Source organism: Bacillus sp. P4_E1, from assembly GCF_056401715.1.
On sequence record NZ_JBFUIV010000006.1, the window covers coordinates 57,871 to 70,406 of the forward strand.

Annotated in this window: 15 protein-coding genes and 1 other annotated feature; all 15 genes read left to right on the forward strand. The window is 36.4% G+C overall.

Going from position 1 to position 12,536, the window contains the following annotated elements; genetic code table 11:
• The first annotated feature begins 81 nt into the window (after nt 1–81).
• The 15 genes from AC1DS7_RS10360 to rpmA all read left to right on the forward strand — a co-directional run bounded on the left by AC1DS7_RS10360 (nt 82) and on the right by rpmA (nt 12,500).
• A complete protein-coding gene (locus AC1DS7_RS10360) occupies nt 82–1,383 on the forward strand; it encodes a bifunctional folylpolyglutamate synthase/dihydrofolate synthase (RefSeq protein WP_476998961.1) in 1,302 nt (433 codons plus the stop codon).
• Nucleotides 1,384–1,547: 164 nt separating this feature from the next.
• Nucleotides 1,548–2,510, forward strand: a complete 963-nt coding sequence (locus AC1DS7_RS10365) for a hypothetical protein (RefSeq protein ID WP_002129259.1) — start codon at nt 1,548–1,550, stop codon at nt 2,508–2,510.
• A gap of 219 nt (nt 2,511–2,729) precedes the next feature.
• Entirely contained in the window at nt 2,730–3,305 is a 576-nt protein-coding gene (locus tag AC1DS7_RS10370; RefSeq protein WP_012261761.1) for a Maf family protein, read from the forward strand.
• 50 nt (nt 3,306–3,355) lie between these two features.
• The gene (gene radC, locus AC1DS7_RS10375; RefSeq protein ID WP_476998962.1) at nt 3,356–4,033 is read left to right on the forward strand and encodes a DNA repair protein RadC; all 678 of its coding nucleotides are present in this window, start codon (nt 3,356–3,358) and stop codon (nt 4,031–4,033) included.
• A 158-nt stretch (nt 4,034–4,191) separates the two neighbouring features.
• A complete protein-coding gene (gene mreB / locus AC1DS7_RS10380) occupies nt 4,192–5,211 on the forward strand; it encodes a cell shape-determining protein MreB (protein ID WP_002015369.1) in 1,020 nt (339 codons plus the stop codon).
• A 41-nt stretch (nt 5,212–5,252) separates the two neighbouring features.
• Nucleotides 5,253–6,104 carry a rod shape-determining protein MreC gene (gene mreC, locus AC1DS7_RS10385; protein ID WP_002129256.1) on the forward strand — a complete coding sequence of 284 codons (852 nt, stop codon included), beginning with the start codon at nt 5,253–5,255 and terminating at the stop codon, nt 6,102–6,104.
• 14 nt (nt 6,105–6,118) lie between these two features.
• Nucleotides 6,119–6,664, forward strand: coding sequence for a rod shape-determining protein MreD (gene mreD / locus AC1DS7_RS10390; RefSeq protein ID WP_002015371.1), 546 nt, complete (start codon nt 6,119–6,121; stop codon nt 6,662–6,664).
• A gap of 35 nt (nt 6,665–6,699) precedes the next feature.
• Nucleotides 6,700–7,386, forward strand: a complete 687-nt coding sequence (minC, locus tag AC1DS7_RS10395; RefSeq protein WP_002015372.1) for a septum site-determining protein MinC — start codon at nt 6,700–6,702, stop codon at nt 7,384–7,386.
• Nucleotides 7,387–7,388: 2 nt separating this feature from the next.
• Nucleotides 7,389–8,186 carry a septum site-determining protein MinD gene (minD, locus tag AC1DS7_RS10400; protein WP_000503308.1) on the forward strand — a complete coding sequence of 266 codons (798 nt, stop codon included), beginning with the start codon at nt 7,389–7,391 and terminating at the stop codon, nt 8,184–8,186.
• 133 nt (nt 8,187–8,319) lie between these two features.
• A complete protein-coding gene (locus AC1DS7_RS10405; RefSeq protein WP_002034147.1) occupies nt 8,320–9,066 on the forward strand; it encodes a M23 family metallopeptidase in 747 nt (248 codons plus the stop codon).
• Nucleotides 9,059–9,919 (forward strand): M50 family metallopeptidase, encoded by an 861-nt coding sequence (locus tag AC1DS7_RS10410; protein WP_002088816.1) that lies wholly within the window; start codon nt 9,059–9,061, stop codon nt 9,917–9,919. Before AC1DS7_RS10405 ends, AC1DS7_RS10410 begins: the two co-directional genes overlap by 8 nt.
• A gap of 42 nt (nt 9,920–9,961) precedes the next feature.
• Nucleotides 9,962–11,371 (forward strand): Rne/Rng family ribonuclease, encoded by a 1,410-nt coding sequence (locus AC1DS7_RS10415; RefSeq protein WP_476998963.1) that lies wholly within the window; start codon nt 9,962–9,964, stop codon nt 11,369–11,371.
• 77 nt (nt 11,372–11,448) lie between these two features.
• Nucleotides 11,449–11,527, forward strand: a sequence feature (ribosomal protein L21 leader region).
• A 14-nt stretch (nt 11,528–11,541) separates the two neighbouring features.
• On the forward strand, nt 11,542–11,850 hold the full coding sequence (rplU, locus tag AC1DS7_RS10420) for a 50S ribosomal protein L21 (protein WP_000270907.1): 309 nt from the start codon (nt 11,542–11,544) through the stop codon (nt 11,848–11,850).
• 11 nt (nt 11,851–11,861) lie between these two features.
• Nucleotides 11,862–12,206 carry a ribosomal-processing cysteine protease Prp gene (locus AC1DS7_RS10425; RefSeq protein ID WP_002138477.1) on the forward strand — a complete coding sequence of 115 codons (345 nt, stop codon included), beginning with the start codon at nt 11,862–11,864 and terminating at the stop codon, nt 12,204–12,206.
• A gap of 3 nt (nt 12,207–12,209) precedes the next feature.
• Nucleotides 12,210–12,500 (forward strand): 50S ribosomal protein L27, encoded by a 291-nt coding sequence (gene rpmA, locus AC1DS7_RS10430; RefSeq protein ID WP_000944957.1) that lies wholly within the window; start codon nt 12,210–12,212, stop codon nt 12,498–12,500.
• Nucleotides 12,501–12,536: the final 36 nt, after the last annotated feature.

Genomic DNA, 12,536 nt, shown 5'->3' on the forward strand with positions numbered 1-12,536 from the left:
AGACTCACTATATTGGTGAGTCTCTTTTCTTTGCGTATAATAGAATTAAGAAGTTTGTCTTTTGAAAGGGGAATAGCAAACGTGATACATACATACGAAGAAGCGATAAACTGGATTCATAGCCGATTGAAATTTGGGATAAAACCAGGACTAGAAAGAATGCAATGGATGTTAGAAGAACTCGGAAATCCAGAGCGTCATATAAAATGTGTTCATCTAGCCGGCACAAATGGAAAAGGTTCAACTTTAACATACATGCGCTACATGTTAGAAGGTGCGAAATATAAAGTAGGATCGTTTACATCGCCTTACATAGAAACATTCAATGAACGTATTAGTGTAAACGGAATACCGATTGCAGATGACGAGATTGCGGAACTTGTAAATATGGTAAAGCCAGTCGTTGAAAAATTAGATGAGACGGACTTAGGAGAAGCGACTGAGTTTGAAATCATTACAGTAATGGCAATTTATTATTTCGGTAAAGTTAATTTCTGTGATGTTGTTTTATTTGAAACGGGGCTTGGGGGAAGATTTGATTCTACAAATGTTATTCATCCGGTTCTCACGATTATTACGAATATCGGCCACGATCATATGCATATTTTAGGCGATACACTAGGAGAAATTGCATATGAAAAGGCAGGGATTATTAAGTCTGGTGTTCCAGTTATTACTGGTGTGAAAAATGAAGAAGCATTGCAAGTAATTCAAAAGGTTGCTAAGGAAAACCATGCAAGCTTATATGAACTTGGAAAACAGTTTACAACATTACATAAACATTCTAATGAAGATGGGGAACATTTTGATTTTGATTGTCCATTTGCCTCGTTTGAAAATGTTCGAATTTCAATGAAAGGTATTCATCAAGTAGGCAATGCAGCGCTAGCGCTTATGGCAGTAATGTATTTAAAAACATATTTATCATTTTTAATTAATGAAGAGGAGATGAAAGTTGGCTTACAAGAAGCATACTGGATTGGTCGATTTGAAAAGTTACAAAGTAATCCAGATATTATAATAGATGGTGCTCATAATCCAGAAGGTATTGAAAGTCTTGTAAAAACAGTAGAGGCACATTATAAAAAGAAGAATGTAATAGTTTTATTTACTGCTCTTGGTGACAAACAGTTACATAACATGGTAGGGCAATTAGAAAAAGTTGCTGATGAAATAATATTTACGACGTTTGCCTTTGATCGTGCCATTTCTGCTGACAAGCTTGCATCGTATTCACAACAAGAGTCAAAATTAGTTTTTGAAGATTGGAAAGAGGCAATTGATACAAAGGTTGACATGATAGGAGAACATGATGTTTTTATCATAACAGGTTCTTTGTATTTCATTTCCGAAGTTAGAAAATATATTCGCGAGAAAAACTAGATAGTCTTTGCTATCTAGTTTTTTGTTCTACAAATGAAGTCAAATGCATACATATAAGATAATAATATAGGGTTATTTGACGAATTCCTCTGACAAATATCTCGTTTTTTTGTGGAATGAATATGATATGATGCGGACAATGACAAGAGGTGAGGTGTGAGTGTATGGACAAGCAATCACGAACGATCTCGGTGAAAGTAAATGGAACAGAAGCGAAGTATGAGGAAAAAAAGAAGGATGAGTTTGACTGGATGATAGCAGAAAGTGAGAGACCGAAAAATGTCGTTCCGTTTCAAAAAGCGAAATCAGTATCTATGGAAAAATATCGAAAGAAGTGGAGCAATACAATAATCGCAATTGTTGCAACTGCAATAATTATCGGTACTGCATTTGGGATGGGTATGATTCATTTATTAACTGGACAAGGGACGACAGGAGAAGGTAAGGTAACGGCTTCGAAGCAGACAGGTAATGAGGAACAAAAGGTGGGTGGAACGGCAGAACAAACACCAACACCGAAAGAGGAAAAACCAAAAGCACAGGTAGGAACGTCATTAGAACCAATGAAACTATTTTTCGTTCAAGGAGGGCTTTATTCCTCTGAAGAAAAAGGACAGGCTGCTATTGAAGAGTGGAAAAGTAATGGGGGCGTGGCTACTTTGAAACCGAGTGGTGATAAGTATGCGTTAGTTGTTGCTATTACGAGCGATGAACAGGCTGTTAATCAATTAATAGATCAGTATAAGCAAGATGGTGTTTCAGTTTTGAAAAAAAATTGGGATATTACAGATAAAGCATTGCTCAAAAATGATAAAGAAGTAGGAATGTTTTTAGCGAAAGTGCAGCCATTATATACTCATTTAGCAAAATATGTGTCCAGCGTACAAACTAGTGGAAAAAGTAATCCAAAAGATATAGAAGCGATTCAAAAAGAGTGGAAAGCTATGGAAAAGGAAGGGAAGAGTATGAAGCGTGAAGATGCAAAGAAGCTTTATACGTATACGTCAATAGCGGTGCAAACGATTAAGGAAGGGAAGAGCGATAAGGAATCTGTAGCTAAATTAAATCAAGTTATTATTGATGGTATACTTTCGTATGAAAAAATGGTTTCACAAAAAGTGAAATAATAGGATAATGAAATGACGAAGAAAGAAGTACATATACTTCTTTCTTTTCTTTTGAATTTAGAACAAAGTGCTTTCTGTATGGGCAGCGTATAATCGTATTTAAAAAGAACTATTATTTTGTTTAGAGAAAATGATATTTCTAGAATTTGTGGGGAAACTATTCCTTTGATACGATTGATTTAAATTATTCTGCTTCATGTGAGAAGGGAAGGAGAAAATATGAGGAAAATTATTTTAGCTTCAGGGTCACCTAGGAGGAAGGAACTGCTTGAATTAGCAGATGTGCCATTTGAAATCGTTGTTAGTGAAGTAGAAGAGACGATTGGTGCATATTCATCACCTTCTGATATTGTTATGTCGCTTGCTTTGCAAAAAGCATCTGCTGTGGCAGAAAACCATAGTAATCAAGTTGTACTAGGTGCAGATACAATTGTTACATATGATTCGCGTATTCTTGGAAAGCCGTCTAATGAGGCTGAGGCGAAAGAAATGTTACGATTATTATCGGGGAAAACACACGAAGTATACACAGGTGTTGCAATTATATCGAAAGAAAAAACGGTAACTTTTTATGAACGTACAGAAGTAACATTTTGGGGATTAACAGAAGAGGAAATAGACGTATACGTTGCATCGAAGGAACCACTTGATAAAGCAGGGAGCTATGGAATTCAAGGTAAAGGGTCTATTTTTGTTCAACATATTCAAGGGGACTACTACAGTGTAGTTGGCTTGCCAATTGCGCGTCTTGTCCGTGAATTAAAACAGTTTGATAGCGATGTAACCCATGCGTAAAATTGCATGGGGTTTTCTTTAGGAGAAATCGTAAAAAAAGGGGTGGAGAGATGAACGGTATTCGTGATGTTGTGAGAGAAGAACAGCCACGGGAGCGTTTATTGTTAGAAGGAGCAGGAAGTTTATCGAATCGAGAACTTCTTGCAGTTTTACTCAGAACGGGTTCTAAAGAAGAAACGGTGTTAACGTTATCAGATAATATTCTCCATCATTTTGACGGCTTACGAATGTTAAAGGATGCAACGTTAGAAGAGATGATGAGCATTCATGGTGTTGGGATTGCAAAGGCGTCGCAGCTTATGGCTGCTTTTGAATTAGGTAGAAGAATGGTACGTTTAGAATATCAAAATAGATATAGTATTCGAAGTCCAGAAGATTGTGCGAGTTATATGATGGAAGAGATGCGTTTTTTGCAACAGGAGCATTTTGTTTGTTTATATTTGAATACGAAAAATCAAGTTATACATAGGCAAACTATTTTTATTGGAAGTTTAAATACGTCGATTGTGCACCCAAGGGAAGTTTTTAAAGAAGCGTTCCGTCGGGCAGCAGCCTCTATTATATGTCTTCATAACCATCCCTCAGGAGATCCGGAGCCGAGCCGTGAAGATATTGAAGTTACAAAACGATTAGTAGAATGTGGTCGAATTATCGGAATTGAAGTACTTGATCATATCATAATAGGTGACCATAAATTCGTGAGTTTAAAGGAAAAAGGTCATATTTAAGACTATTCTTTTTACTTATTTTGTTTTATAATGTGATTTATGAGTTTTTTGTAGAAAATTATCTACAAAAAGGATGCAGATATAAAAAAACGTACTGTTTTTATAAATATAAAGTAAGAAAAATGAGTCCGTGAAAATAAGAAGGGAAGATAAATGATATGTTTGGATTTGGTGGATTTACTCGCGATCTTGGAATAGACTTAGGAACAGCGAATACGCTTGTATATGTGAAAGGGAAAGGTGTAGTTTTACGTGAACCTTCAGTAGTAGCATTACAAACTGATACGAAACAAATCGTTGCGGTAGGTAGCGATGCAAAACAAATGATTGGTCGTACACCAGGAAACGTAGTGGCACTTCGTCCTATGAAAGATGGTGTAATTGCTGATTACGAAACAACAGCAATAATGATGAAATACTACATTCAACAAGCTCAAAAATCAAATGGATTCTTCTCACGTAAACCATACGTAATGGTATGTGTACCATCTGGTATTACAGCTGTAGAAAGACGTGCAGTAATCGATGCGACTCGTCAAGCTGGTGCTCGTGATGCTTATCCAATCGAAGAGCCATTTGCAGCAGCAATTGGTGCAAACTTACCTGTTTGGGAGCCGACTGGTAGTATGGTTGTTGATATCGGTGGTGGTACAACAGAAGTTGCAATTATTTCTTTAGGTGGTATTGTAACAAGTCAATCAGTTCGTGTTGCTGGTGATGATATGGACGATTCAATCATTCAGTACATTAAGAAAAGCTACAACTTAATGATCGGTGAAAGAACAGCAGAAGCATTAAAATTAGAAATCGGTTCTGCAGGCGAGCCAGAAGGTATTGAGCCTATGGAAATTCGCGGTCGTGATTTAGTAAGTGGTTTACCGAAAACAGTACTAATTCAACCAGAAGAAATTGCAGATGCATTAAAAGATACAGTAGATGCAATTGTAGAATCAGTTAAAAATACGTTAGAAAAAACTCCACCTGAATTAGCAGCGGATATTATGGACCGTGGTATCGTATTAACGGGTGGCGGGGCATTACTACGTAACTTAGATAAAGTTATTAGTGAAGAAACAAATATGCCAGTTCTTGTTGCAGAGGATCCATTAGATTGCGTAGCAATTGGAACGGGTAAAGCATTAGACAATATCGATCTTTTCAAAACTGCTGCTCGATAATATTGCAAAATAAAAATCAATGAAATTAAGAGGGTGTGAACGTGCCACAGTTTTTCTTAAACAAAAGATTAATTGTTTTGTTAGTTAGTATTATTCTTCTCGTGGCATTGATTGGAATCTCATTGAAAGAACGGAACAGTTTATCATGGCCAGAGCAGTTTATAAAAGATACTGTCGGTGTTGTAGAACGTGTATTCCAAAAGCCAGCGAATTATGTTGCCGGATTCTTCGAGAATGTAGAAGATGTAAAGCGCACGTATGAAGAGAATAAAAAGCTGAAAGCAAAATTAGATTCTACCGCAGATTTATCTGCAGTAGTGAAAAATTTAGACGATGAGAATAAAAAACTACGAGAATTAACTGGTAAAGAAAAGTCCCGTGGTGATTATACGGAAGTACAAGCTAGTGTGGTTTCTCGTAATCCCGATAAATGGTACGATTTAGTTGGAATTGATAAAGGAGCACAGCAAGGGATCAAAAAAGATATGGCTGTTGTAACTCCGAAAGGTTTAGTTGGACGCGTAAAAAGTGTATCTCAGTTTACATCTTCAGTAGAGTTGTTAAGTTCGATGAGCCGAACAAACCGTGTTTCTGCTATTGTACAAGGACAAGAAAATATCTTTGGATTAATTGAAGGTTACGATAAAGAAAAACAACTACTTCTTTTCACAAAGATTAGCTCTGATGCAGAGGTACAAAAAGATCAACTAGTTGTAACATCTGGACTTGGTGATATCTTCCCTAAAGGTCTTGCGATTGGGAAAATTGTTGATGTTCAGCCAGATCCATACGGTTTAACAAAAACGGCTTATGTAAAACCATCCGCTGATTTGAATGATGTAGAGCATATTATAGTTGCAAAACGTGATATGCCTACAGCGCCGTTAGAATAGGAGGGAGAGAAGAGATGATGACGATTTTAAAAAGAGCAGCTCTTCCTCTTTTGCTCCTTTTTGTTTTTTTATTTGAAAATATGTTCTCTACTGTTGTTCCAACAGACGTCTTTTGGAAAGGCAGTATAGCAGCACCGCATTTCTTTATAATTGTGTTATGTTTTATTACAGTGTACTATAGTCCGGTTCAAGGGATTTACTACGGACTATTATTTGGTTTCTTATTTGATACCGTATACACGGAACTTGTCGGTATATATATATTTGCTTATCCGATTTTAGCTTATTTAGTTTATAGTGTGATGAAAGTATTACAATTGAATTTATTTATTGTCGCTTCTATCGTACTGGCTGGCATTGCAGCATTAGAGTATTATGTGTATGGGTTTTTAACTTTGTTAGGACGTACTCACATGTCAGCATCTGTCTTTTTCACAGATCGTCTCCTTGCTACTTTATTGCTAAATGGAATTTTCTTATTAATAGTTTGTTTCCCACTGAGACGATATTTAGTGCGTCTTTCAAAAGCGATAGAAGAAAAAGAAAAAAGGATTTTCTAATTTTATGTCGAATTGAATCGGTGGGGTGAACTTTAGTGGAAGAAAAAAAGCAACAAAATGTAACGATAAAAGGGACAAAAGATGGAATAACACTTCATTTAGATGATTGCTGTTCATTCTCTGAGCTACTAAAAGAATTGGATGAAAAGCTTTCTACACATTACTATGAGAGTGACGGACGTTCTTTAATTGAAGTGCGTGTTAAAGTAGGAAATCGCTATTTAACAGAAGTACAACAAGAAGAGATTCGTACGTTAATTCGCAATAAGAAGAACCTTGTTGTAGAATCAATCGAAAGTGATGTTATAACAAAAGCAGAAGCAATAGCTTGGAAAGAAGAAACAGAAATTGTCCCTATTTCCAAAATTGTTCGCTCTGGACAAGTGTTACATGTAAAAGGCAATTTATTATTAATTGGAGATGTTAATCCAGGCGGAACGGTTATCGCTGGGGGGAATATTTTTGTCTTGGGATCATTAAGAGGAATTGCACATGCGGGGTATGATGGAGATTCAGAAGCTGTTATTGCTGCATCTATTATGAACCCTATGCAACTCCGAATTAGTGATGTGACAATGCGGGCTCCGGAAGAGAAAGAAGACGGAGCAGAGGCGGCAGAATGTGCGTACATTAATGAGAATAATCACATTGTTGTCGATCGCCTGCAACTTCTCACTCATCTTAGACCTAATTTAACAAAGTTAGAAAGGGGAATTGTATAGCTGTGGGAGAGGCAATAGTAATTACATCTGGAAAAGGCGGAGTAGGTAAAACTACAACGTCTGCGAACATTGGTACAGCCCTTGCGTTATCTGGAAAAAAAGTGTGTTTAATTGATACAGATATCGGTTTACGCAATTTAGACGTAGTAATGGGGCTAGAAAATCGTATTGTATTTGATCTTGTTGATGTCGTTGAAGGGCGTTGTCGTTTACCTCAGGCTCTTATTAAAGATAAGCGTTTTGATGATCTTTATTTATTACCTGCAGCACAAACGAGCGATAAGTCGGCGGTAACACCTGAACAAATGGATGAATTAATACAAGTATTACGTCAAGATTATGATTACATATTAATTGATTGTCCTGCGGGGATTGAGCAGGGGTTTAAAAATGCAGTAGCAGGTGCGGATAAAGCAATCGTTGTAACAACACCAGAAGTATCCTCAATGCGTGATGCGGATCGTATTATCGGGCTTTTAGAGAAAGAGGATATTGAACCACCGAAACTTGTCATTAACCGTGTGCGTAGTCATATGCTTCATGAACAGGATATGTTAGACGTTGATGAAATCGTACGTACACTGTCAATCGAGCTTCTTGGAGTTGTCGAGGATGATGATGAAGTTATTCGTGCTACGAATACAGGTGAACCTGTAGCGCTGCAACCTAGCGGGAAAGCAGCAATAGCTTATCGTAATATTGCAAGACGCTTGTTAGGTGAGAATGTACCATTACAAGCATTTGAACAAGAAAAAGTATCGGTATTTACAAAGATGAAAAATTTCTTTGGAATCCGTTAAAAGCACTTCGCATAAATGCGGAGTGCTTTCTTTTTTCTTCGCATGAATATCTTCCTTCTATAACTCATACATATGTACAAACTGTATATAACTGTTTCTATTTGAATAAGGCTAACGAAAGAAAGGAGACAGTATGAAGAATAGACGTGTGGAAGAAATTAAAAAGCGGATTGCGAAAAGGAAAGCAGAGCAAGAATTGCTAGAAGAAGAGCAGTATTTTGCGGGAGGAGATTTTGATAGCGAAACGGTCTTTATTGAAGAGGGGGAGAAGGAAATTCATCCTCTATTTCGAAAAGAAGTTTTTCTCTTCAAAGTTTTGCTATCAGCAATATTAGTTCTTTCGGTTGCTATTTTATTTAAGAACGCACCTTCTTCTTTTGATGGTACTAGAGCTGTTACAGAAAAAGTTATGCAAGAAGAATTTCAATTTGCTACTATATCAAAATGGTATGAAAATCAGTTTGGAAAACCTCTCGTGTTCTTTTCTCCAAATGAGAAAAAAGAAGAGGCTATTCAGCAAAAGGATTATGCGATTCCTGCCTCTGGAAAGGTGATGCAAGGATTTCAAAAAAACGGCCAGGGTGTATTTGTTCAAACGGCTACAAATGCAACGGTGGAGTCAGTAAATGAAGGTATAGTTGTTTTTGCGGGCAAGAAAGAGGAACTTGGAAATACAGTTCAAATTCAGCACGCTGATGGTACGGAGTCATGGTATGCAAATTTAAATGATATGTCAGTAAAATTATATGATTACGTTTCAAAGAAACAAAAAATTGGAATAGTGAGTAATGATGAAAATAATAAAAATGGCAAATTTTATTTTGCAATAAAAAAGAATGAAAAATTTATTGATCCAATTCAGGTGATTTCATTTGATTAAATATAGGGATGTTTTCACGAAAATTTCTGTGCATCCGTTGTTTTGGGTTATTATTGTCATTGGTATTTTTACAGCACGTTTTAAAGAGTTACTATTACTATTTTGTATCGTTTTAGTTCATGAACTTGGGCATGCTTTTGCCGCAGCGTATTATAATTGGCGTATTAAACAAATTCAGCTTTTGCCGTTTGGTGGTGTAGTTGAGATGGAAGAACATGGGAACAAATCGTTAAAAGAAGAATTAATTGTCGTTATGGCGGGGCCAATTCAGCATATATGGATGATTGCAGTCGCTTACATTTTGTATAAAGCGGGCTGGGTAACTGACGATTTGTACCATTTCTTTGTATGGAATAATGTCATTATTTTAGGGTTTAATTTATTGCCTATTTGGCCACTTGATGGTGGAAAAGTATTATTTAATGTATTATCATATCGTTTTCCCTATTTACAAGCACATGAAAAGATGATGAAATTGTCATGTGTTTTTTTTAGTGTAATATTAGGATGGCAGTTACTTTGGAATAGTAATAATATTATGATGTGGGTATTACTCGTTTTTCTAGCGATTTCTTTATATCAAGAATGGAAACAAAGACGGTACGCATTTATGCGTTTTTTATTAGAGCGTTATTATGGGAATAAAAGAGATATTGAAAAAATAGCACCTATTGAGGTGAAAACGGAAGATCATTTATATACGATTTTCACAAAATTTCGCAGAGGATATAAACACTCTATTATCGTCCATGGAAAATATAAAGAGCATTACACATTGGACGAAAATGAATTGTTGTATGCGTATTTTGCTGAAAAACGAACAACCTCATCTGTTGAAGAATTAATTGGTTAGTGTTGACGACGACACTAACCTTTTATATTGTAAGGAAAAGAAATGAAAAGTGAGGAAAGAATTTTGAAGACGTTATATATTAACTACACTGGTTCGGAAAAGCGTGTTGCGATAGAAGAGAAACAAAAAATTGTAGAGCTTTTATGGAAACGGAATGAAGAGCAGGAGATTGTCGGACATATTTATGTTGGGCGTATCGTAAGAACAATTGCTGGAATGAACGCAGCCTTTGTAAATATCGGATTAGAAAAACATGCATATCTTTCATATGATGATGTACCATCTTCATATCGCATACATGAAGGACAGGCGATACTTGTACAAGTTGTGAAAGAGGCAATTGATACGAAGGGGCCAAAATTAACGGCGAAGATAGAATTTACCGGAAAATATGTCGTTTACATGCCCTATGATGAAATGCGCGCTGTTTCTCGGAAAATAAAAAATAATAAAAGAAGACAACAGTTACTGGGAATTGAAGTAGAAGGAACAGGTGGATACATTTTCCGTTCTGCTTCTGAAAAAGGAACGATCGATGAAATACAAGCTGAAATGCAAGGGTTGCAGCAGTTATATGAAGAGTTAAAAAGAAAAGAAGATCAAGGGAAGGCGCCCTTACTACTTCATCAACCAGCGACGTTTTTAGATCGTGTATTTCAGGAGAACCCAATTGAAACAATTGAAAAAATAGTTGTAGATACGAGAAGTATAGTAAAAGAATTAGAAGAAAAAGTAGGGAAAGAAAGAGTATCCTTTTATAATGAAAAATCTTCGATGTTTAACCATTTTGGAATAGATCGTGAAATCGAGAAAGCACTTCAAAAAATTGTGTGGCTACCAAATGGTGCCTATCTAATTGTAGAACAAATGGAGACGATGACTGTAATTGATGTGAATACAGGTAAATTTACTGGAAAACAAAATTTACAAGATACCGTATTTCGCACAAATGAAATGGCTGCTGAAGAGATTGCTCGTCAATTAAGACTTCGTGATATTGGCGGGATGATATTAATTGATTTTATTAATATGAAAAGACGGGAAGATAAAGAGAAGGTAAGAGAGCGTTTAATGATAGCTTTACAAGATGATCGCACATATACAAGAGTGCTTGGGTTTACAGAGTTAGGTATTTTAGAGATGACGCGTAAGCGCAAGAAACATTCGTTACGTGACGTATTATTAGAAGAGTGTGCACCTTGTAAAGCGACAGGTTACGTTATATCTAATGAAACAATTGCGTATGAGCTAGAGAGAGAGCTTATTACTTATGGTAATATAGAGGATGAAGCTGTATTGATTGGTGCTTCAAAAAAAGTACAAAAACATTTTTCACAAAAAGAATTACAAAAAAATATTCCATTTGAAATTTATTTCAAAGATGATATTATCGAAAAGTACGCTATTATCCGTTTTGGAAGTAAGAAAGAAATTGTAGAACGGAAAAAATAGTTAGCAGAACATTCATTGACAATAGTCAATGAGTCATGGTAATATTTTTATGTTATAGTTTATAGCACCTAAACTGCTATATGCTACAACCGCACAAGACAGGTTCCCTAAAGACATTTTATGTCTACCTCGTTTTTGGCGAGTCTTAGTAATTAAGAGGAGGTGCAAGTATGTACGCAATTATCGAAACAGGTGGAAAACAAATTAAAGTTGAAGCTGGTCAAGCAATCTACATTGAAAAATTAGATGTTGAAGCTGGTGAAACTGTTACTTTTGACAAAGTTCTTTTCGTTGGTGGCGAAAACGTGAAAGTTGGTAGCCCAGTTGTAGAGGGTGCAACAGTTACTGCGAAAGTTGAAAAACAAGGTCGCGCTAAGAAAATCATCGTTTTCAAATACAAAGCGAAAAAGAACAATCGTAAGAAACAAGGTCATCGTCAACCTTACACTAAGCTAGTAGTTGAAGCTATCAACGCTTAATTCTGGTTAAGATGATTAAGATTACGATAAGTCGCACGAAATTAGGAAGTATCCGATCATTTAAAATGACTGGACATGCCAATTATGCGCCACATGGACAAGATCTTGTCTGTGCTGGAACTACAGCGGTTGTGTTTGGTTCTATAAATGCAGTGGAAGAACTTTGTAATGTGCAGGCAACTATTGAACTCGGAAGTGATGGCGGATTCTTGACGTATGAATTGCCTAATGATTTAGACGTTCATACAGCAGAAAAAGCACAAATACTTTTAGAAGGATTGGTTGTTTCACTTAAGACGATTGAACTTGATTACGGAAAGTATATCCGTTTAATAGAAAAAGTGCAGGAGGTGTAACGTATGTTAAGATTAGATCTTCAGTTTTTCGCATCTAAGAAAGGTGTAGGTAGTACAAAGAACGGTCGTGACTCTCAGTCAAAACGTCTTGGTGCTAAACGCGCAGATGGTCAAACGGTTTCAGGTGGTTCAATTCTTTACCGTCAACGCGGTACAAAAATTTATCCAGGTGTTAACGTTGGTCGTGGTGGCGATGACACTTTATACGCGAAAGTTGACGGCGTAGTACGCTTTGAGCGTCTTGGTCGTGACCGCAAACAAGTGAGCGTATATCCTGTTGCTCAAGAAGCATAAGAACTCACGGAAAACTCTAACCTGAGTGCAGGTTAG

Excerpts from the sequence above, each read along its gene's own strand:
- AC1DS7_RS10365 (WP_002129259.1), top strand. The coding sequence starts at position 1,548 with ATGGACAAGCAATCACGAACGATCTCGGTGAAAGTAAATGGAACAGAA.
- AC1DS7_RS10370 (WP_012261761.1), top strand. The coding sequence starts at position 2,730 with ATGAGGAAAATTATTTTAGCTTCAGGGTCACCTAGGAGGAAGGAACTG.
- radC (WP_476998962.1), top strand. The coding sequence starts at position 3,356 with ATGAACGGTATTCGTGATGTTGTGAGAGAAGAACAGCCACGGGAGCGT.
- mreB (WP_002015369.1), top strand. The coding sequence starts at position 4,192 with ATGTTTGGATTTGGTGGATTTACTCGCGATCTTGGAATAGACTTAGGA.
- mreD (WP_002015371.1), top strand. The coding sequence starts at position 6,119 with ATGATGACGATTTTAAAAAGAGCAGCTCTTCCTCTTTTGCTCCTTTTT.
- AC1DS7_RS10405 (WP_002034147.1), top strand. The coding sequence starts at position 8,320 with ATGAAGAATAGACGTGTGGAAGAAATTAAAAAGCGGATTGCGAAAAGG.
- AC1DS7_RS10415 (WP_476998963.1), top strand. The coding sequence starts at position 9,962 with ATGAAAAGTGAGGAAAGAATTTTGAAGACGTTATATATTAACTACACT.
- rplU (WP_000270907.1), top strand. The coding sequence starts at position 11,542 with ATGTACGCAATTATCGAAACAGGTGGAAAACAAATTAAAGTTGAAGCT.
- AC1DS7_RS10425 (WP_002138477.1), top strand. The coding sequence starts at position 11,862 with ATGATTAAGATTACGATAAGTCGCACGAAATTAGGAAGTATCCGATCA.
- rpmA (WP_000944957.1), top strand. The coding sequence starts at position 12,210 with ATGTTAAGATTAGATCTTCAGTTTTTCGCATCTAAGAAAGGTGTAGGT.